Annotated in this window: 14 protein-coding genes; 4 read left to right on the forward strand and 10 right to left on the reverse strand. The window is 64.4% G+C overall.

What is annotated here, in order from left to right:
* A partial coding sequence (locus tag Q7T84_RS08160; RefSeq protein ID WP_304807592.1) for a cytochrome P450 occupies positions 1 to 645 on the forward strand: 645 nt, incomplete at its 5' end.
* A gap of 373 nt (positions 646 to 1,018) precedes the next feature.
* A complete protein-coding gene (locus Q7T84_RS08165; RefSeq protein ID WP_267231080.1) occupies positions 1,019 to 2,806 on the forward strand; it encodes an AarF/ABC1/UbiB kinase family protein in 1,788 nt (595 codons plus the stop codon).
* Here the strand turns inward: Q7T84_RS08165 and Q7T84_RS21125 are convergent.
* The 10 genes from Q7T84_RS21125 to Q7T84_RS08210 form a co-directional block, all read right to left on the reverse strand.
* Positions 2,756 to 3,256: an Hsp20/alpha crystallin family protein gene (locus tag Q7T84_RS21125; RefSeq protein WP_370653632.1), complete on the reverse strand. Its 501-nt coding sequence runs from the start codon at positions 3,254 to 3,256 to the stop codon at positions 2,756 to 2,758. The two genes, Q7T84_RS08165 and Q7T84_RS21125, sit on opposite strands and share 51 nt — an antisense overlap.
* A gap of 947 nt (positions 3,257 to 4,203) precedes the next feature.
* Complete coding sequence (locus Q7T84_RS08170; protein WP_304807596.1) at positions 4,204 to 7,293, reverse strand: efflux RND transporter permease subunit; 3,090 nt, start codon at positions 7,291 to 7,293, stop codon at positions 4,204 to 4,206.
* Positions 7,290 to 10,373, reverse strand: a complete 3,084-nt coding sequence (locus Q7T84_RS08175) for an efflux RND transporter permease subunit (RefSeq protein WP_304807598.1) — start codon at positions 10,371 to 10,373, stop codon at positions 7,290 to 7,292. The genes Q7T84_RS08170 and Q7T84_RS08175 overlap by 4 nt, the downstream gene beginning before the upstream one ends.
* Positions 10,370 to 11,536, reverse strand: a complete 1,167-nt coding sequence (locus Q7T84_RS08180; RefSeq protein WP_304807600.1) for an efflux RND transporter periplasmic adaptor subunit — start codon at positions 11,534 to 11,536, stop codon at positions 10,370 to 10,372. The genes Q7T84_RS08175 and Q7T84_RS08180 overlap by 4 nt, the downstream gene beginning before the upstream one ends.
* Before the next feature lie 79 nt (positions 11,537 to 11,615).
* Positions 11,616 to 12,260, reverse strand: a complete 645-nt coding sequence (locus Q7T84_RS08185) for a DUF4198 domain-containing protein (RefSeq protein WP_304807602.1) — start codon at positions 12,258 to 12,260, stop codon at positions 11,616 to 11,618.
* Between the two features lie 188 nt (positions 12,261 to 12,448).
* Positions 12,449 to 13,249 carry a ferredoxin--NADP reductase gene (locus Q7T84_RS08190; protein WP_304807604.1) on the reverse strand — a complete coding sequence of 267 codons (801 nt, stop codon included), beginning with the start codon at positions 13,247 to 13,249 and terminating at the stop codon, positions 12,449 to 12,451.
* An 11-nt stretch (positions 13,250 to 13,260) separates the two neighbouring features.
* Positions 13,261 to 13,608 carry a DUF3325 domain-containing protein gene (locus Q7T84_RS08195; protein WP_304807607.1) on the reverse strand — a complete coding sequence of 116 codons (348 nt, stop codon included), beginning with the start codon at positions 13,606 to 13,608 and terminating at the stop codon, positions 13,261 to 13,263.
* Positions 13,605 to 15,191 (reverse strand): PepSY domain-containing protein, encoded by a 1,587-nt coding sequence (locus Q7T84_RS08200; RefSeq protein ID WP_304807609.1) that lies wholly within the window; start codon positions 15,189 to 15,191, stop codon positions 13,605 to 13,607. The genes Q7T84_RS08195 and Q7T84_RS08200 overlap by 4 nt, the downstream gene beginning before the upstream one ends.
* Positions 15,188 to 15,544 carry a hypothetical protein gene (locus Q7T84_RS08205; RefSeq protein ID WP_304807611.1) on the reverse strand — a complete coding sequence of 119 codons (357 nt, stop codon included), beginning with the start codon at positions 15,542 to 15,544 and terminating at the stop codon, positions 15,188 to 15,190. The genes Q7T84_RS08200 and Q7T84_RS08205 overlap by 4 nt, the downstream gene beginning before the upstream one ends.
* A gap of 11 nt (positions 15,545 to 15,555) precedes the next feature.
* The gene (locus Q7T84_RS08210; protein WP_304807613.1) at positions 15,556 to 17,754 is read right to left on the reverse strand and encodes a TonB-dependent siderophore receptor; all 2,199 of its coding nucleotides are present in this window, start codon (positions 17,752 to 17,754) and stop codon (positions 15,556 to 15,558) included.
* A 270-nt stretch (positions 17,755 to 18,024) separates the two neighbouring features.
* Here Q7T84_RS08210 and Q7T84_RS08215 point away from each other — a divergent pair, with 270 nt between their 5' ends.
* Positions 18,025 to 20,154: a TonB-dependent siderophore receptor gene (locus Q7T84_RS08215; protein WP_304807617.1), complete on the forward strand. Its 2,130-nt coding sequence runs from the start codon at positions 18,025 to 18,027 to the stop codon at positions 20,152 to 20,154.
* A gap of 163 nt (positions 20,155 to 20,317) precedes the next feature.
* The gene (locus Q7T84_RS08220) at positions 20,318 to 21,136 is read left to right on the forward strand and encodes an LssY C-terminal domain-containing protein (protein WP_304807621.1); all 819 of its coding nucleotides are present in this window, start codon (positions 20,318 to 20,320) and stop codon (positions 21,134 to 21,136) included.
* Positions 21,137 to 21,220 lie beyond the last annotated feature (84 nt).

Raw genomic sequence — 21,220 nt, forward strand, 5'->3', positions numbered from 1 at the left:
GTCAACGCCCCGCCCAAGGGTGATCTGATCTCCATGCTGGCCCACGGTGAGGCCACGCGAAACATGGACCGCATGGAATACCTCGGAAACCTGCTCCTGTTGATCATCGGCGGCAACGACACCACCCGCAATACGATGACCGGCTCGATTCTGGCGATGCACCAGAACCCCCATCAGTTGCAGAAGCTGCGAGAGAATCCCAGCCTGATCCCCTCCATGGTCTCCGAGACCATTCGCTGGCAGACGCCGCTCTCCAACATGCGCCGCACCGCCACCCGGGATTTCGCGCTTGGCGGCAGGCTCATCAGGAAGGGCGACAAGGTGCTGATCTGGTACGCCTCGGGCAACCGGGACGAGGAGGCGATCGAGAACCCCGAAGCCTACATCATCGACCGGGAACGGCCGCGCAACCACCTGTCATTCGGGTTCGGCATCCACCGTTGCGTCGGCAATCGCCTGGCGGAGCTCCAGTTGCGTATTCTCTGGGAAGAGATCCTGCCTCGTTTCCCAGAGATTAGGGTGCTTGAGGAGCCGCAGCGCGTCCCGTCAGTCCTGATTCGGGGTTATTCGTCCATGCCGGTAGTGATCCCTACTCGTTCAAGCGCCGCCTCAGTCGGAGTCGGCGAAGGCTGTTCTTGCGGGTGAGGCTAGGGGCCAGATGCAGCGCTCGTCGATGCTTGTAGAGCACGATGCGGCCGTCGCTCAGGCCGAGGTAGGGGCGGCCCAGCGTGCGGAAAGAATTGCGTTATCGAACTGGCCTTATGACTAATGTTGTTGAGCTTTGCGCGAAGCCACGGCTCCAGCCCTATTCTCGCCGGTGATCTGTCCTGGCGCAGCGCCTAACGGCGTCGGCCTCGAAACCACGCATATCAGCCGCGATCGCCGAGTGCGCCTCGCAGACTCGAATAATTTTTCAATCTCTCAAAATGTAGTCATATAGGCATGAGGATTAACATAAGTTAGCCCTGTTATTCTGCCTGTTGACCCATTGCTATTTGCTAAGCCGTCTAACGGCTAAATGAAGGCCAACAGCTCCACCGAGAACCATCACCGCACCTACGCCTCCGACCACAAAGCTGATCATTTTCATCCACTCCTCTTCGCGTTCTTGCTTAACGCCTTCCAGAGCAATCTGGTTCATAAATTCGAATTCCTTGCGTCGCGCGACTGGTGCGGGCAAGCAGGTTCGATGCCCCCCCTGACCCTCTCGCAGAACGACTTTCGCCGCCTTGCGACGGTGGTGCGTACGTTGGCTCCCACTGCAGCGCGGCCCGGTCTGACAAAGTTAGGGTTGTTACGCGGCAGGGCTGCCGACGACACGAGCGAGGCGACGTACGAAGGCCTTGTTACGGCGCTTGAGTCGCTGGGGCCAACATTCGTGAAGCTTGGGCAGATCATGGCGACCCGCTCAGATCTGCTTCCGCCCGAGTTGACCAAGAGGCTCAGCCGACTGCACGATAGCGTTGCTCCTGCACCATTCGAACAAGTGCGGGAACAGCTGACAATCGATCTAGGCGGAACGCCGGAAGATGTCTTCGCTGAATTTTCACTGACTCCAATCGCCGCTGCCTCAATAGCCCAGGTCTACTCCGCGCGGCTGACGACTGGTGAAGAAGTCGTCGTGAAAGTTCGCAGACCCGGTGTTGAGGCTGTCATGCGCGCGGACCTTCGGCTGCTTGCGGCCGCAGCGCGTGTCGTCGAGGCGCGCGCACCGGCTTTTCGTCGCCACCAGCCCATACGTGTCGTCTCCGAGCTAAGTGAGGCCCTTCTTGAGGAGATCGATTTTCGAATCGAGGCACGTAATCAGTCTGAGGTGCGCTCCCGGGCGACGGTCTTCCATGTGCCTCTAGTCTATGAGCGGTTTACCACCCAAAGGACCATGGTCAGTACCCGCGTCCGCGGGCGCAGCCCCAACGCGGCGTTTCGCACCGGGGAGCCCGCGTTGGCGCGCGCTTTGGCGCCAGAAGCGGCGCGCGGCCTGCTGAGCATGATTCTGTTAGACGGTGTGTTCCACGCTGACCCGCATCCCGGAAATGTCCTGGTGACGCCAGACGGTCGTCTTGCGCTATTGGATTTCGGCTCGGTCGGGCGCCTGTCGGCCAAGCGGCGAGATCAGGTGCTGGTGGTCCTCGGCTCTCTGGTAGATGCGGATGTCGCCGCAGTGGTCGATGTGCTGATGGAGTGGTCTGGTCGCTCAGGACCGCCGCCGAGCGGCCTTGAACAAGGCGTGGAGCGCTTCCTTCTGCGGTACGGGGTCGACTCCGGGCGGCCGATCCAGCTTGCGGAGGCCATTGGCGAATTCGTCTCCATCGCCCGAGACAACGCGCTGACCTTACCGCCTGACCTGCTGATCTTGTTGCGTGCTCTAGGCATCGCGGAGGGGCTGGCGAGGACGCTCGACCCGGAGCTGGATGTTGTCGATGCGATTTCGCCGGTGGTGGTCAGGGCCTTCGCGTCAAGGTTTGCGCCCAAAGTCCTAGCCACCCGCGCCTTCCGCGTATTTAAGGAAGTCGATCAGATACTCGCGACCGGGCCAGAAGCGATGAGGCGCGGAATCGGCCGCCTCAGCCGGGACGGCCTTGTCATACGCGTCTCAAGTTCAGACTTGGAGGGATTGCCTCGCGCCGTGAAGCGGGCCGGCGAAAGTTTTTCTATAGCGGTGGTTGTCGCGGCCCTCGTTGTCGCAGCCGCTATCGTCACAACCGCGAACGACGGCCAAGTTGCTGCCCCCGGAAGAATAGCGATCCTTGTAGTTTCAGGGGTGGGTTTGGCCGCTTTCGTGGTCCGCCTGCTTCGGCGAGACTGACGTCTCGCGCACGGGGACGCGCTTTGCATCCCCTCGCACCCAACTGGCCTTGACCAGTATAACAGTCAGAATCCCGTCCTCGAGCGTTGCTAACACTTTGTCCATGTCGACCGGCTCTGGAAGCTCGAAGGACCAGTCAAGGTGCCGCCCGATAACCGCGGACCGTCCCTGTCGGCCGGCAGCCCGCAATCGCAAACGTGTAGGGGTAACATCCAAGAATAGATTTTTGAGGGCATGCCCAGGGACGTCGACCTCAATCGTAATGTCCTCAATTGTATCCGCGACCGTAAAAGTCGGAGCGTTGTCAGTCGCACTCAGGGGCGATGGAGAGCCCAGCTTGGCCTCTAGCCTGCGTCTAACGCCGCGAAGTCCATGCCCAATGAGGCTGCGGTATTCCAGCCGCGCGGAAAACGTCCTTCGGCCCAACTTCAATGAGACGTCGCCGATCATCCCAAACTCCGTAAACAACTTTTGCCTGACGTTGCGGACCGGAAGGCGGCAATTTCATGGCGCATTAAACGGTTGTGGGCAGGCCAGAGGATCAGAGCGCACGAACGACGCTGCACCATGGCCGCCAAGAGCGCAGTCGCGGCGTGGTCGCCAATGCTGTCCCGAACCGCGGTTGGAGGACTAAACTTTCGGTGCAGAGCGGTGTGGCCATCAGGTGCGAGAAGCCATTGCCGCCGGCATTGCCCGCTTGAAGGGTACCGACCAGGCCCGCGAGAACACACCTGCCGCCGCGTGCCTCGCCAGCGCCGCGTGACCGGCCACTAAGGCGGGCAGGAGCTCCTGCCGCATCAAACCGCTGTTTATCGATGCCGCGGCAGTGAACATTGCCGGGGTTCAGCGGCACACCGAATCCATCGTCGCCATGGGCCAGTCGGGCAATGAATTGCCTGCGCCACGTCCGGCCTTTGCTAGGCGTTCTGGCTTTTCCGCGGCGCTTGTCGCTGAGCCGCGTTTTGCATCGACTGGCCCGCTGTCTTTGCTGGACGGAAGGCGAAGCATGTCGGCCACCAGGAAACGCCGCCGCAGATCGCCAGCTGATGGCTGGGTAGCGGATGCGGGTGGCTGCTGACGACGCCGATTGGACCGAGTATGGTCGCTTCTCTCGACAAATTTTCAGACGAGAGTTGAAGGTATGCAGTGTAAGTCCGAATGGGTGCCGGCAGCCACTTGGTGACGCGTTAAATGTTCTCGACAGCTGCTGCGTGTTGACTCGATTGTGATCATCTAAAATTCCTTGCAAAAACAATAGCGTGGGATCTTGCCGCGTAAGCTGACGGTATCAAAACTTTATGGGCGGATTTTGCTTCAATGTTTCAAATGCATAGGTGTTATTTGAACAATCGAGTGGGAGTGATTGCGGTGGGTTCGCGGACTATCGCGGATCCTCGTTAGAGCTGCTTAGAGCTCAGCGGCGTGACGGCCCCATTCCGTCTTGTCCGCCTGAACTTGACGCCATCCAGGGCCACATAGACAGCCGGCGCCGTGTACAGCGTCAGCAACTGGCTGACTGCGAGGCCGCCGATGATGCAGATCCCCAGTGGAAGGCGCAACTCGGAGCCTTCGCCGCTCGCTAGCACCAGTGGCACGGCGCCGAGCATGGTGGCGCAGTTCGTCATCAGGATCGGGCGAAGGCGAGTACAGGCGGCGTGCCTGATGGCTTCGCTCGCTGTCAGGTCTCCCTGCCGCCGCGCCGATTGAGCGAAGTCGACCATCAGGATGGTGTTCCTCATCGACATGCCGATCAGCAGGAAGAGGCCCAGCAAGGCCATCAGACTGAACGGCTGACCCGTCGCGGCGAGCGCCAGCAATGCCCCGAGCGCGGCCGGGGGCAAGGACGATAGAATGGTCAGGGGCTGGACGAGGCTCTCATAGAGAATACCCAACAGGAGATAGACCGCCAGCAGCACGCACGCGATGAGCAGTGGCTGGTCGCCTAGCGTCTTCTTCAGCGTTTCCATCCCGCCGCCCACACGGGCCTGAACTTCGGTTGGGAGGAAAATGCCGGCGAGTGCGGTCTGGATGGCGGCGTCCGCCTGTTCCAGCGTCACGCCGGGGGCGAGCGCGAAGCTGATGGAGCGGGCGGCGAACTGGTCCTTGCGCCAGACCCAGTCGCTGTTGACGCTGTAGGACCAGCGCGCAAAGGCCGAGAGCGGGATGCGGCGCCCGTCCTTGGCGATCACTTGCACGGTTTCCAGGACGGCGGGGTCTCGGGTCTGCGACGGCTCCAACTCTAGTATGACGCGGTACTGGTTGAGGCTGTCATAGAGGGTGATCACCTGCCGCTGGCTGAAGGCGTTGTTCAGCACGGAGGTGATCGTGATCATGTCAACGCCCAAGCGCGCGGCGGCGTCGCGGTCGATGTCCAGGTTGATCTGCAGGTTGCCGGTCTCGCTGACTTGATCGACGTCGACAAGTTCGGGGAGATCCGAAAGAGCGCTGGAGACTTTCGGGGCCCAGGCCGCCAGGGGTTCGAGATCGCCGGCCCTGAGGATCAAATCGTACTGGCCTCCGGCGCTAGGCGTTTCCAACTGGAGGTCCTGATCGACGTTGAGCCAAAGCATGCCGCCCGGAATCTTCGGCATCGCCTTGCGCACCCGCTCGATCACCTCGGCCGAGGTTTCGTTGCGCTCGCTGATCGGTTTGAGCCGGATCATCAGCGAGGCGTTGTTGATTCCGTTGTCGCCGCCGGCCGAGCCGACCACGTCGGCGATCGCCGGCTCAGCGAGCAGTAGTCGGCGATAGGCCTCGATCTTGGGCTGCATGATCGCGAACGAAATGCCGTCGTCGCCGCGCGCGAAGCCGCGAAGCTGCCCTGTGTCCTGTTCCGGCAACATGGTCTTTGGCAGCCAGATGTAGAGCGCGACGGTCAGGCCGGTGGCGGCTGCTAGCGCGCCCAGGGCGATGAACTTGTAGCGAAGGACAAAGTCGAGCGAACGGCCATAGCGTTCGGTCAGCCGGTCGAGTTTACCGGCGATGGGCCGGTCACGCCTGGCGGGCAGCAGGCGCGCGCAGAGGGCTGGCGTCAGGGTCAGAGACACGATCAGCGACAAGGCCAGCGCCGCGGCGAGGGTGATCGAGAACTCGCGAAATAGCTTTTCGACGACTCCGCCCATCAGCAGGATCGCCACGAAAACCAAGATGAGCGTCAGGTTCATGGCGATCAGGGTCGCGCCCAGTTCGGCGACGCCGCGCCGGGCCGCGCGGATCGGCGACAGGCCGCGATCCAGGTGTCGCGTGACGTTTTCCAGAACAACGATGGCGTCGTCGACAACGAGGCCCGCGGCGATGATCAGAGCCGTGACTGAGAGATTGTTCAGAGAGAATCCTAGCAAGCGCATAACCACGAACACGCCGACGAGCGAGACTGGGATAGCCAGGCTGGGGATCAGCGCAGCGCGAAAGCGGCCGAGGAACAGGGCGACGACCACAATCACCAGCGCCACCGAGAGGAGCAGCGTCTTCTGCGCCTCATGGAGTGTGGCGCGAACGCCCGGCGAGCGATCCAGAACGACAGTAAGGGTCGAGTCCGCCGGCATCAGCGCCCGTAGTCCGGGCAACTGGGCATGGATCGCGTCGGTCGTGGCGATGATGTTCGCGCCCGGCTGGCGGCGCACGGTGACCAGCACGGCGGGCTTGTCGTTGTGGAATCCCAGCGAATAGCGGTTCTCGGTCGCGTCGATGATGGTGGCGACGTCGCCCAGCCGGATAGGGGCCTCGTTGCGCCAACCCACCACGAGACGGCGATAGTCCTCAGGTGTTCTAAGCTGGCCACCTGACACCACGGTCCAGTGCCGGCCGCCGGCCTCGACCGCGCCTAGCGGTCCAACCGGATTGGCGTCGTCAATCGCCTTACGGACTTCGTCCAGCGCCAGCCCGTAGCTGTTGAGGACGTGCGGGTTCATCTGGACACGAACGGCGGGCAAGGCGGCCCCGCCGATCGTCACTTCGCCGACCCCGGTGACTTGGGAGAGCTTTTGGGCGAGCACCGTCGCGGCGGCGTCGTAGAGTTCGCCAGGGCGCAGGTTCGGCGAGGCGAGGGCCAGGACCATGACCGGGGCTTGGGACGGATTGACCTTCCGGTAGGTCGGTTCGGACGGCATTCCGGATGGGAGCGAGGCGCGGGAAGCGTTGAGAGCGGCCTGGACGTCTCGGGCCGCGTCGTTGATGTCGCGATCAAGCTCGAAGACCATCTGGATCTCGACCGAGCCCTGGCCGCTCGTCGAACTAAGCTCCGTCACGCCAGCGATGGAGCCGAGCGCCCGCTCCAGCGGCGCGGCGACGGCGCCGGCCATGGTGCGCGGGTTGGCGCCTGGCAGGCTGGCTTCGATCACGATGGACGGAAAGTCGACCTCCGGCAGCGGCGCGGTGGGCAGGTCGCTATAGGCGACCGCGCCGGCCAGCATGACGGCCACCGCCAGCAGCAACGCGCTGACCGGACGGGCGATGAAGAGGCCCGCTAGGCTGAACGGGCGCTTCATGGAACGCGGTCGGCGACCAAGTCCCCGTCGCGAGTCGGGCGCCGCGCGAGCCGGCGCTTAAGTCTGTCAAAGGCCAGATAGACGACCGGCGTGGTGAAGAGTGTCAGGACCTGGCTGACCAACAGGCCGCCAACCATGACCAGGCCAAGCGGCTGGCGCAGTTCAGCGCCGGCGCCGCTCGCGAGCAGCAAGGGGAGGGCGCCGAACAGGGCGGCCATGGTGGTCATCAGGATCGGCCGGAAGCGCAACATAGCCGCGCGTCGGATGGCGTCGTTGGGTGAGAGGCCCTGGTTACGCTCCGCCTCCAGGGCGAAGTCGACCATCATGATGCCGTTCTTCTTCACCAGCCCAATCAGCAGGATAATCCCGATCACCGAGATCAGGTCCAGCGGTCGGCCAGCGGCCAGCAACGCCAGGAACGCGCCCATCGCCGCCGAGGGCAGGGTCGATAGAATGGTGATCGGGTGGATCAGGCTCTCATAGAGAACCCCCAGAACGATATACATCGTCACCACGGCGGCGAGGATCAACAGCAGCGTCCCAGACAACGAGGCGCTGAAGGCCTTTGTCGCGCCCTGCAGCTTCAGATCTACCGACGGAGGCAGTTCAATGTCCCGCGCCGCGGCCTCGATGGTCTTAGCGGCCTGTCCAATCGCCACTCCCGGCGCGAGGTCGAATGACACGGTGGCCGCTGGGAACTGGCCCAGGCGGGAGAGAAGCAGCGGCGTCTCGCCGGTTTGCACGCTGGCCACCGCCGACAGCGGGACCAACGTCTGGCCACGACCACGAACATGGATGTGTTCCAGGTCGGCTGGACCGGTCTGAAGCGCGGGATCCACCTCCAACACCACACGGTACTGGTTGGCCTGAGTGAACAGGGTGGCGATCTGGCGTTGGCCGAACGCGCTGTGGAGCGCTTCGTCGACGGCCGCGGCGGTGACGCCGAGACGGGCGGCGGCCTCCCGGTCGATGGCGATCCGAGCGCTCAAGCCGCCGTTCTCCAGATCGGTGGAAACGTTCCGCAGATGGGGCGAGGCCGACAGCCGCTCGACCAGTCGCGGCGTCCAGGCGTTCAGCAGGTCGCTATCCGGGCTTGAAAGGCTGAAGCGGTACTGGCTGCGCGCCACCTGATCGTCGATGTTCAACTCCTGGACGGGCTGCATGAAGAGACGCAGGCTGGGCAGGTTGGCGGTCTTGGCCTCCAAGCGGTCGATGACCTTGGTCGCGCCGTCGCGCTGACCATGGGGCTTGAGAGTCACCAGCATGCGCCCGGTGTTGAGGGTGGCGTTCGCCCCGTCGACACCGATGAACGAGGCGACGCTCTCCACCGCCGGGTCGGCCAGCATGGCTTGCGCCACGCCTTGCTGCCGCTCGGCCACGGCCTGGAACGAGCTGCTGGCAGGCGATTGGACCGTGACCTGGATCGCGCCGCTGTCCTGGACCGGGAAGAAGCCTTTCGGGGTGACCATGTAGAGCAGGGCGGTCGTCGCCAGCGTGGCGAGCGTCACCAAGAGGAACAGCGTCTGTCGCTGCAGAACCCAGTCCAGGGCGCGACCGTAGCGCGCGATCACCTTATCCAGGAATTCGGCGCGCTTGGGACCATGAGCCTTCAGCATCCGACCGCACATCATGGGCGTGAGGGTCAGGGAGACGGCCAGGGAGATAAGGATCGCGATCGCCAGGGTGACCGCGAACTCGCGGAACAGGCGGCCGACCACGTCGCCCATGAACAGCAGGGGGATCAGCACTGCGATCAGTGAGATGGTCAGGGACAGCAGCGTGAAGCCAATTTCCGTCGCGCCCTTGAGCGCCGCTTCGAGCGGGCGTTCGCCGTTCTCCAGGTGCCGCTCGATGTTCTCCAGCATGACGATGGCGTCATCGACCACGAAGCCGGCGGCGATGGTCAGCGCCATCAGCGTGAGATTGTTGACGCTGTAGCCGAGCAACTGCATCGCAGCGAACGTGCCGATCAGCGACAGGGCCGCCGCCGCCGCCGGAATGAGCGTGGCGCGCAGGTCGCGCAGGAAGACGAATGTCACCGCGATTACCAGGCCGACGGCGAACAGGAGCTCCATCTGAACATGCTGAATGGATGAGCGGATGGTCCGCGTGCGGTCGCTCAGCACCTCGACCGAAACATCGGCCGGCAGGCTGGCGGTCAATTGCGGCAACAGGTCCTGAACCCGGTCCACCACCTCGATGACGTTGGCGCCGGGCTGCCGCTGAATATTGACGAGCACGGCGGGCGTCTTGCCTGACCAGGCGGCCAGTCGACGATCCTCGGGTCCTTCAGTGATCTCGGCGACCTGGGCGAGCCTGATGGGCGCATCGTTCCGCCAGGCCAGGATGAGGTTGCGATATTCCTCGATCGACCGGAGCTGGTCGTTGGCGTCCATCATGATCGAGCGGTCCGGCCCGTCGAAACTGCCCTTCGGTTGGTTGACGCTGCCGGCGTTCACAGCGGCCTGGACGTCATCGAACGTCAGGCCATAGGCGGCCAGCGTGCGGGGATTCACTTGGATACGAACAGCGGGGCGCTGGCCGCCAGCCAGCGTCACCTGGCCGACGCCGGAGGTTTGGGCGAGTTTCTGTGCGATCCGGGTGTCCACCAGATCATGGACCTCGTGCAGCGGCGTGGCCTTGGCGGTGAAGGCCAGAGTCATGATCGGCATGTCGGCCGGATTGACCTTCCGGTAGACCGGCGGGGCGGGCAGGTTTCCTGGCAACAGGCCCCGCGCCGTGCCGATGGCGGCCTGGACCTCTTGCTCGGCGACGCCCATCGGCAGATCGAGCGCGAACTGCAGGGTGATGATCGACGCGCCGCCGGAGCTGGACGACGACATCTGTTCCAGCCCAGGGATCTGGCCCAACCGCCGCTCGAGCGGGGCGGTGATGGTGTCGGCCGCGACCTGGGGACTGGCCCCCGGCTGGAAGGTGAACACCTGGATCACCGGGTAGTCGGCCTGTGGCAGGGCCGCCACCGGCAGCAGGCGATACGCGATGACGCCCGACACCAGCAGAGCCACCATCAACAGGGCGGTGGCGACCGGCCGCAGTATGAACGGACGTGAGAGGTTCACGACGCGCTGGTCGGCGCTTGGGCCTGCACAGCTTGAGTGTCGGGCTTGGCGATGACCTCGACGGGGCTGCCTTCGCTAAGCCGGTCGAGCCCTTCGACGACGACGCGGTCGCCGGCGTTGAGACCGGTCAGCACCGCGGTCCAGCCGGCGTTGGACGGGCCGATCTTGATCTGTCGCATGCGGGCCTCGCCCTTGGCGTCGGCGATCCAGGCATAGGTCCCGCGTGATCCCTGCTGAATCGCCGCGTCCGGTACGGTGACAGCGTCGTTCAGCGTGCTCACGGTCAACCGCACATTGACGAACTGGTTGGGGAACAGCACTTCGTCCGCATTGGGAAAGACGGCGCGAATCCGGACCGCGCCGGTTTGCGGATCGATCTGGTTGTCGAGCGATGTCAGTCGTCCCTCTGCCAGCAGGATCTTCTCGGTTCGATCCCAGGCTTGGACGCTCAAGGGACGCCCGGCGGCGATGGCGGCGCGGATTTCCGGCAACCGGCTTTCAGGCGCGGAGAACAGAACCGAGATCGGCCGGGTCTGGGTGATCACCGCCAGAACATCCGTGGCGCTTGTTCCGATGACATTGCCGGGGTCTGCGCGCCGCATGCCGATCCGCCCGGAGACCGGGGCCACGATGCGGGTTCGTCCTAGTTGAATCCTGGCGTCCGCAAGCCTGGCCTGATCGGCGGCCACGGCGCCGCCATGCTGATCGACCAGGGTTCGTTGCTGGTCGAGCCGGGTCTGGGCCAGGATCTGCTTTTCAGCCAGCCCCTGATAGATCTCGAGCTGGCGTTCGGCATAGCGAAGTTGAGCTTCGTTTTGCTGCTTCTGGCCTTGGACCTCGTCGACCTTGGCTCGGAAAGGCGCAGGGTCGATTTCGGCCAATAGCTGTCCTTGGCGGACTTCCTGGCCTTCGGTGAACAGCACCCGAGTCAGTTGGCCTGGCGCTTGGCTGCGAACCTCGACGGTATGGAGCGGGGTCACCGATCCGATGGCTCGGATTTCGATGGCCAACGGCCGGACCGCGGCCTTCGCGACCCGGACAGGAGTGGCTTTCGGTTCGGGTTGGCCTTCGCTCTCGCCGCTGCAGGCCCCAAGGCTGATGAATGTTAGGGCGACGACGGCGCATGCGAATTGACGCCGTCTCGGGGCCTTGATGGCGGACACGCGGAACTCATTTCTGACTGGGTTGCAGGCTAGCGGCGGCCACGGACGTGCGCTTGGGCGCCGCCCGCGGGCCTTGGCGCTATTTCACGAATGTGAGGGTTGAGACGTGATGGATTTTGGTCACGTCCTGCCCTTGGACTTTGCCGGGCTCGGCGGCGGCGTGGTTTACGGCCAGAAGGTAACGGCCGTTCCAGGTGGTGGGAACGGTCACCTTGCCCGCGGCGTCGGTCTTGAACGACTTTGACCAGCGGTCTGGATTGACCAGCGTCACGCTCGCATCGGCGAGGGGCTTGCCCTTATAGGCGACAACGAACGCATCGCTGTTCGGGGCCACCGGGGCGATCTCGAGATCCAGCGCGGTGCGGGTCTCGCTGCGGCCGGCTCGGGCGTGGAACATGGCCCCTTCGAGCGCGCCCTTGTCACCCTTCCAGGGCGCGAACACCGATGAATCGACCAAGCGCACGTCGCCTGGGCCGCTCACGGCGGCTTCGAGGTGATCGGTCTTGCGCGTCAAGGCGGCTGGCCTGTCCTGGCTGGCGGTGAACACCACCGGGGTCTTCAGGTTGGCGAACTCGGGGTCGCCTCCGGCGGGAACCGCGTCAGCGGGTTCTCCGAGATAGACGCGCACTGGACCGGCACCGTCCCGCTCGAGCCAGACCTCATGAGCCGCGGCAGGGCTTGCGAGGACAAGAACCGCCAACGCCGCGGGGAAATTCTTCAACATGCACGCCTCCAGGGGAGCGCCCGACCTGGCGGCCAAGCAAACAAGGTTTCCGATATTGCGAGTCAATCGCAATATATTTGGGCATATAGCACATAATAATCATTCGCAATCACTAGGATGGCGAGTGCGCGGTTCCCTATGCGACCAGCGCCGGCGCGGAGATGTTCCGCCGCAGTCGACGCCGCACGTCAGGCGGCGAAGGCCTTCTCGTAGACATAGGCGCCTGGCTCCGCGAGTGAGCCTTCCGCAAAACCCAACCCGTCCAGAAGTTGGCGGAGATCGGCCAGCATCGGCGGGCCCCCGCAGACCATGACCCGGTCCTGGGCTGGATCGAGGCTTGGCAGGGCGAGGTCATCCGATAGACGGCCGGAGGCGATAAGGTCGGTGATCCTGCCTGTCGTCTTGAAGGCGTCGCGGGTGAGGCTCGGATAGTAGCTGAGCTTGCCGGCGACGATTTCGCCAAGGTTGGGGTCCTGATCCAGGGTCTCCAGAAAGGCACGGTAGCCGAGATCGATCTCCTGCCGACAGGTGTGGGTGACGACGACGCGCTCGAAGCGGTCATACACATCCGGGTCCCTGGCGAGGCTGAGGAAGGGCGCGAGCCCAGTGCCGGTGGCCAGCAGGTAGAGGCTGCGGCCCGGCAGCAGGGCGTCCAACACCAAGGTTCCGGTCGGCTTGCGTCCGACCAGCACCTCGTCGCCGACCGCGATGTTCTGCAGGTGGGAGGTCAGCGGGCCGTCGGGAACCTTGATGCTGTAGAACTCCAACTCCTCCGCATAATGCGGGCTGGCGATTGAATAGGCTCGAACCAGGGGGCGGCCGGCGAGGTGCAGACCGATCATCACGAACTGGCCGCTCTGGAACCGCAAGGCGGGTGAGCGGGTGGTGCGGAAGCTGAAGAGCTGGTCGGTCCAGTGGTGAACATGGGTGACGCGTTCGGTGTTGAACGCGGCGTTGGCCTTCACCGGAGCGGGGGCGGTCGTTTCCATGGCGACGCTCTCTACTTGATCGACAACAGGGCGGCGGACGCCAGAAGCATCCCTCCGACGAAGGCGGCCCCCGCACCGGCCGGCGCGGTCCACTTGGGGCGATAGGGCAGGAGAAGAGTCAGGGAGAGGGCGGCTAGCATGATCGCGCCGATCCAAAGCACTGATCCGAATTTCCAGCCCGAAGCGGCCACGGCGCTCGCGTAGGAGACGGTGAGGCCGAGAGGGCCGCCGATCTTGAGTTGTCTGTGTTCCTTGGGCGTGAGCTTGCGGCCGAGAATCTCAGGCTGGTGCTTGGCCATGGACAGGCAGATCGCGACGAAGCCGGCGTAGGCGAACAGCAGGGCTGCGAGATGGATCATGCCGCTTCCTCCACGAACTTAGCCGAGCGGCGCTTGGGCTTGACCGGTGCGGTGTAGCGGGCGGCTTTCCAGGCGCAGAAGGCTAGCAGGCCCCCAAGCGCGAAGAGCGTGAGGTCGAAGGCCAGCATCGCCCAGTCGCCGGTCATCAGGCTGCGGGCGAGATTGCGCTGGGTGGTCAGGGCGCTGACGAAGGGCAGGGCGGCGACCAGGAAGGCCGCGACACCGAGCGTCTCCACCCAAGCCTTGCGGGTTGGTCTCAGTGCGGCCCAGAGGATCATGCCGCCCCAGCCGATGAAGACGGCGTTGACCTCCCAGGCCGAGCGACCCGCCATCTCGGCCGGCAGCAACCGATTGGCCCAGAGCATGGCGGCCATGCCGGCGGGCACGCCGGCGATGGTGCCGATGTTCAGGCGCTCGACCAGACGGAAGCCGAAATAGGGCTTCTCTGGATCGGGAAGCTGCTGGCGGCGCTTGACCGTCCACAAGACGAGGCCGGTGGCGACCATGGCGCAGCCGGCCAGGCTGGCCAGGAAGTAGAACCAGCGCAGCACCGGATCGGCGAACCGGCCCATGTGCAAGCCGTACATGGCGCCGCCGGTGACATTGACCGGGCCGGCCTTGGGCGACTCCGAGATCATCGCGCCAGTGACGCCGTCGAAGGTCAGCGAGCCGCCGCGATAGGTGAGCTTGTCGCCGGAGTGGCGGGTGACCTCTACGCGCGCGGTGGCGTCGCCGGGGTTGCTGACATTAACGATCCAGGGACGTCCGCCGCCCCAGGCCGCGGAGGCCTTGTCCAGAATGAGGGGAAGCGGCGCCAGCGGGGCGGCCGCGCCGCTGCGGGCGACTTCTTCGCCGCGAGGGAACACCTCGGCGAAGTAGGCCTCGTCGCTCTTGTAGTTCGCCTGAACGCCCCAGGGCATGTAGAGGCCCATCAGGGTGACCAGGCCCGTATAGGTGATCATGGCGTGGAACGGCAGGGCCAGGACCGCTGTCAGGTTATGGGCGTCCAGCCAGGACCGCTGCGCCGCCTTCTTGGGCCGGAAGGTGAAGAAGTCCTTGAAGAAGCGTTTGTGGGTGATGACGCCTGAAACGATGGCCACCAACATGAACATGGCGCAGACGCCGGCCATCCAGCGGCCGAAGATCACCGGCATGTAGTGGAGCTGGAAATGGAAGCGGTAGAAGAACTCTCCGCCGCGGGTGTCGCGCGCCTTGACGACCTCGCCGGTGGCGGCGTCTAGCGTCGCCTGGTTTTGCCCGCGCCCGCCGCGTCGCCGAGGCCGTTCCTCGCCAGGCTTGCGCTCGGGCTGCCAGGAGACGCGGGTGACGCCCTGGCGTTCGTCAGGCAGGGTGATCGACCAGCTCTTGGCGTTCGGGGCGACCTTCAACAGGTGCGCGACGGCGGCGTCGGCTGTGGCGCCGTAGCTCGCGGGCGGGCCGGTCTCTGGCTCCATCCAGCGGGTGATCTCGGGACGGAAATAGGTGGCCGTCCCGGTCATGAACATCGCGAACAGGACCCAGCCGAACACCAGGCCGCTCCAGGTGTGCAGCCAAGCCATCGACTGGCGGAATGAGCCGTTCAAAGTCGGGGCTCCAAGGTGAGGGAAATCCAGAGGATCGCGGCGAGCAGCCCCGATCCCGCAACGAGGCCAAGCCACACGCGCCAGGTCTTGGCGTCGGCGAAGGCCCAGACCGCGACGCCCGCATAGATCGCGAACGACATCAGGGTGGCGGCCATGGACGCCTCGGCGCGCGGGCCGGGCAGGACCCGCGCCAGCACCGCGGTGCTGAGCGCGGCGAACAGGTAGCCGAGGAAGATCGCCGCGACCCCGCGCGCGGCGACGTCCAGCCGGCGTCGCCAGGGCGGCGGCTTGGCCGCCTTGGCGGGCTTGGTCTTGGCAGGTGGCGAAGGCGCGCGTGCGATCGAGGTCGTCATCGGCGTGCGATCTAGAACGTAGCTCGGACGGAGACCTTCACCTTGCGCGGCTCGCCGAAATAGCCGCCGTTGTAGAAGCCGACGCGGCGATAATATTTCTCGTCGAACAGGTTATCGACGTTCAGCGCCAGGTTGACGTGATCGTTGATCTTGTAGCGCGCCATGAGGTTGGCCAGCACATAGGAGTCCTGGCTGACATTGGTGCGGATCGTCGCGGTGTTGGAGATCGGGATCACTGCGGCGGTGTAGATCTCGCTCTGCCAATTCAAGCCGCCGCCGATGGTCAGGCCCTGCAGCGCGCCCTGCAAGTCGTAGGTCGAATAGATGCGCGCGATGTTGCGCGGATTGAGGGTGTTGATGCGCAGGCCGGCGGCGTTCTCGGTATAGGCGTAGGTGTAGCCGGCGCTCACGCGCCAATGGGCTTTGAGTTCGCCGGTGACTTCGAACTCCGCGCCGCGGGTGACTGCGCCGCTGATGGGACGATAGACCGAGCTGCCGTCGGGCAGCCGGAAGCCGTCGGGAACGGTAGGGTCGAGTTCGGCCAAATTGTCCTGCTTGACGTAGAATCCGACCAGCGCGGCGTAGAGCTTGCCGTCCAGGAACTCGCCCTTCAGCCCACCCTCGTAGTTGGCCCCGACGACGGGCTGGAGCTGCTCGTTGTTCTTGTCCTTGTTGCTCTGCGGCTTGAAGAGGTCCGAGTAGCTGGCATAGGCCGAGATCTGTGAGGTGATGTCGTAGATCACGCCCAGGTATGGGGTCACTCGATCTTTGGAATAGGCATTGGTGGTCTCGTCGTAGATACCCTCCAAGTCGTAGCGGTCGGTCTTGGTCTCCCACTCCGAGCGTCGCACCCCGGCGATGATCTTCAGCTTGTCGGTGGGATTGAGGCGGATCGCGCCGTAGATGCCGCTCTCGGTGGTGCGCGCGATCTGCTGCGGGGTGCCGTAGTTGACCCGGACCGGTTCGGCGATCCGGCCATCCCAGCTGCGGAAGTCTGGAATGACCATAGGGTAGGGGCGGCTGATGATCGCGGTGTTGATCGTCGTCCCATCGCGGTCGTAGCCGTTCACCCCGAAGACCAGTTCGTGCTTGCGACCGAAAAGTTCCAGCGGCCCCGTCGCATAGACGTCGAACCCGGTCTCCTTCTCCTCGTACACATTGTAGTAGTCGGCGACTGTGAGGCCGCCGCCGGTGAGCCGGTCGGGGTAGCCGCCATAGCCGTAGTAGAGCAGGGCGGTCGAGGTGCTGTCACGGCGGTTGACGGCGGCGCGCAGCGTCCAGTCGCCTGGCAGCTTCTGCTCGATCACGCCGAACAGGTTGCCGGTGTCGCGGTCCCATGTGCTCCAGCGCGCCGCGACATTGTACGAGCGCGGCAGCGAGGTCGGCGTGCCGTCGCGGTAGTAGAGGGGGGCGGTGCCCCAGGTCGTGCCGCGCGGCGTCCCTTGTTGGTAGTCGTAGCCGATGCGGATCAGAGTCGAGTCGGTTAGGTCGGCCTCCAGTACGCCGTAGATGACCGTCTTCTTTTCTTCATAGAAGTCGATGTGCGAGGCGTTGTCCTGGAAGCCGGCGACCAGTCGCGCGCGGACCTTCCCGTCGGCGAGAATCGGCCCGGACACGTCGGCCTCGACGCGTCCCAGGCTCCAGCTTCCCGCCGTGACCGCGAATGACCCGGTGAAGGTTGGGGTCGGCTGTTTGCGGATCAAGTTGACGGTCGCAGAGGGATCGCCAGAGCCCGTCACCAGCCCGGTGGCGCCGCGCACCACCTCGACCCGATCATAGATCAGGGTGTCGCTCATGGTGCTGTTGCCGGACGAATAGGTCGTCGGCACGCCGTCCATCTGGAAGTTGGTGATCGCAAAGCCGCGGGAGGTGAAGTTCACGCGGTTGGAGTCGTTCTCCTGCACCGTGATCCCGGTGGTCTGCTCCAGCACGTTGGCGACGGAGGTCAGGTTGAAGTCATCCATCCGCTGGCGGGTGATCACCGTCACCGACTGCGGCGTCTCGCGCAGGGACAGCGGCAGCTTGGTCGAGGATGTGGTCGACTTCGCCTTGTAGCCGTCCTTGGCCGCGGTCACGACGACCCCTTCCACCGTCGCTTCGTCGGCGTCCGCGGCCATGGCGCCAGGGACGATCAGCGCGCTTGCTGTGACGGCGGCGATGGTCGGCAGCAACCGGCGAGTTTCACGGCGAATGGTGTTTCGAATGCGCAAAGAACGGCCCCCGGCGTTGATCCGTCCCACGGGTTGGGTCGGTGCCGCGGCGTTATGAGGGGTAGGCCTATATTCTGCAAACGATTCTTAGTATCACTCGCAAGTGGCCGATTTTGGGGCCGGCCTTTCATCGTCCGAGCCTCGCTTAAAGGTGCGCGATTTCAGCCGAACGACCAGGCCTAACACCTTGCAGATCAATAAATGATAATGACTTGCAATAGCAATTGAGTCTCGATACCAGGGCGCCGACTTTTCCTTTTGGGGTGGCGCATGCAGCGGTTTGGACGATTGAACGGGGCCTTGATCGGCGCCGGAGTATTGGCGGCGGGGTTGAGCGCCGGCGCCGCCCGAGCTGATGTGGCGGATGACGCCACGACGGTTTCAGAACTGGTGCTCGTCGGCGCCAAGGAGGCCGGGGCGGCCGGTGCGAAGGCGGCGACGCCGATCCGCGAAATCCCCCAGACCGTGACGGTGGTCGGCCAGACCCGTATCGTCGAGCAGAACCTGTTCACCCTGGAAGACCTGATGGCCCAGGTTCCCGGGATCACCATCACCGGCATTTCGCCCGAGAGCCCGGCCTATATGTCCCGGGGCTTTTCCATCGACGCCTATTTGCTCGATGGAGTGGCCGGAATTGGCTATCCGGGCTCCACGCCGGACATGTCGATCTATGAACGCGTCGAGGTGCTGCGCGGAGCCGCCAGCCTCTACAGCGGAACCGCCAGCCCGGCGGGCAGCATCAATTTGGTGCGCAAACGTCCCACCGAGGACTTCCACGCCTCGGGCTCCTTCATGGCCGGCTCGTGGAACAACTATCGGATCGAGGGCGATATCTCCGGGCCGTTGCTCGACTCCGGCCGACTGCGCGGCCGGCTGGTGGGCGCGTTCCAGGATCAGGACCTGTTCTATGACGTGGCCCACAAGCGGCGCGCCATCGTCTATGGCGCCTTGGCCTATGACCTGACGCCGCAGACGACCCTGACGGTCGGCGGTCACTATCAGGACTTCAAGCCCGCCAACCAGACCGGCCTGCCGGGCTACACGACGGGCGGCCTGCTCAAGGTCCGGCGCTCGACCTTCCTGGGCGCTGACTGGAACCGGTTCCGGACGCAGGACACGGTAGCGTTCGCTGAACTGGCGCACGAGTTCGTCGGAGGCTGGCGCATCAGGGCGACCGCCCAGACCGCTCAACAGGAGCGGATGGACAAATATGCCTATGTCGGCAATGGAGCCGTCATCCCGACCAACGGCTTCACCAACCAGATCGCCTATTCGGGCGAGAACTTCACGCGCCAGAACAGCTTCGATGTGAACCTCAGCGGGGCGGTCACTCTGTTTGGCCGCAGCCATGACCTGCTGATCGGCGCCGACTATCAGACGAAAGACAACAAGTACGGAGAGTGGCGACACAGCGCCTTCGCCCGCATCGACGTCTTCAATCCGGTGACCAACGTGCCGGAGCCATTTTACGGCAACAATGGCGGTGGATTGCAGGAGATCGAGCAGTACGGGGTCTATGGCAACGCCCGCCTGCGGCCGTTCGACAACACCATCGTGACGCTGGGTGGTCGCTTCAGTTGGTACGAGAACAGCAGCCGTTCAGGCGGCACCCGTTCAACGCCGACCAATCCGCCTCAGCCTTGGACCTATGGCCCCTGGAGCACCTACAAGGTCGAGCACGAGTTCACGCCCTATGTCGGCGTCGTTCATGACCTGAACGAGAACTGGTCGATCTACGCCAGCTACGCCGACACCCTGACGCCTCAGAGCACGCGGACGGTGGAGGGTGACTTCCTGGACCCAATCATCGGCGAGCAGGTCGAGGCCGGCGTGAAGGCCGAGTTCTTCGATAACCGGCTGCTGCTCTCGGGCGCGGTCTATCGAATCAACCAGGTGAACCGCTCGCAGCCCGACCCCGACAACGAGGGCTTCTACATCGCGACCGGCGAAGTGCTCAGCAAGGGCGTGGAGCTTGAGGCTACCGGCCAGATCACCAACAACTGGCGCGTGAACGCCGGCTATTCCTACAACAAGAATGAGTACGAGACGGACGTGAACAACGGCGGCAAGCCGTTCACCCTGGTCAGCCCCAAGCACATGTTCAAGGCCTACACCAACTACCGCTTCACCGAAGGCCCGCTCGCCGGATTCGATGTCGGATTGGGAGCCAATGCGTTCGGCGAGACCGTTGGCGGAACCATGCCCATCGCGGTTCGCCAACCGGCCTATGTCGTCGTGAACGCCAATGTCGGCTATCGCGTGAACGAGGATGTGACCGTGCGGCTCTCGGTGAACAACCTGTTCGACGAGGTCTACTACGCCCGCATCAGCGGCGTGGGCCGTGGCAACTACTATGGAGAGCCGCGCAGCGTCGCGGTGTCCATCCGCGCGGCCTACTAGGGGCGAGGGGGCGGGGCCGCGCTCGCGGCCCCTGTCCTTGAACGCCGCGGGGCGCTCTATCGGTGTCGGCTGGGAGCCTCGCCGCCAACGATCGCCACGTCGCAGTCTGTAAGAAGCGCCTCTTGGGGCGGACTCCAGGTGAGAAGAATGCGAGCCTTCTCGCGTGAGAACGCATCGGACGAAGAGATTTGCGCGGCTCGCCGCGGCCGCCCTGCTCGGCCTGACCGTCTATGGTCTTTTGGCCTACATCCTCCTGCCGATGGCCTGGGTCCATCATGAGCGGCAACCGCAGCTGGCGGGACGGCCAATGGTGACCCGGACTTCGGCCGATATTCCCGGCGATCCCCTGAACATCGGTCTGGTGGCCGAGCAAGGCGACGTCGCCGGAGCCATGCGGGCGATCGGGTGGCAGGCGGCCGATCCGATCACCGTGCGATCGAGCCTTGGCATCGTGCGCAGCGTGCTGATCGATAAACCCGATCCTCGCGCCCCGGTCAGCGCCTTGTTCTATGACGGCAGGCGGGAGGATCTTGCCTTCGAGCACGCAAGCGGGACCAGCGCGCGGCGGCGACATCACGTGCGGCTGTGGAAGGTGCTGGATGTCGGGGCCGAGGGGCGGCCGGTGTGGCTTGGCTCGGTAACCTATGATCGCGGGGTCGGCCTGAGCGCCAACACGGGCCAAGTCACACACGATATCGCGCCGGACATCGACGCCGAGCGCGACCTACTTGCGCAGGAGATCCTGTCGGCGGATCGCGCGACCAGCGCCTATCAGGTGTCTGGGGTGGGGCCGACGCTAGTCGGACGCAACGGTGAGGGTGATCGCTACTTCACCGATGGAGAGATCGAGATGGTGGTCCTGACCGAGAGCGGCCAGTCTGGGGTGGCCGTCCCTACGCAGTCCGATCCTCCGTTGCGCATTCGACTAAAGGATCGGATCTGGGACGGTATCAAGCCTGTGTTGCGCCGCCTGGTTCGCTAGGCAAGCCAACCTGACCCGCGTTGTCGATGAGACTGGGCGTCTGGCGACGCCTCGACGTTGAGAGGTCGCCGGTTCCGACCGAGC

Origin of the sequence: Phenylobacterium sp. (assembly GCF_030654915.1) — a bacterium.
Lineage (GTDB): Bacteria > Pseudomonadota > Alphaproteobacteria > Caulobacterales > Caulobacteraceae > Phenylobacterium.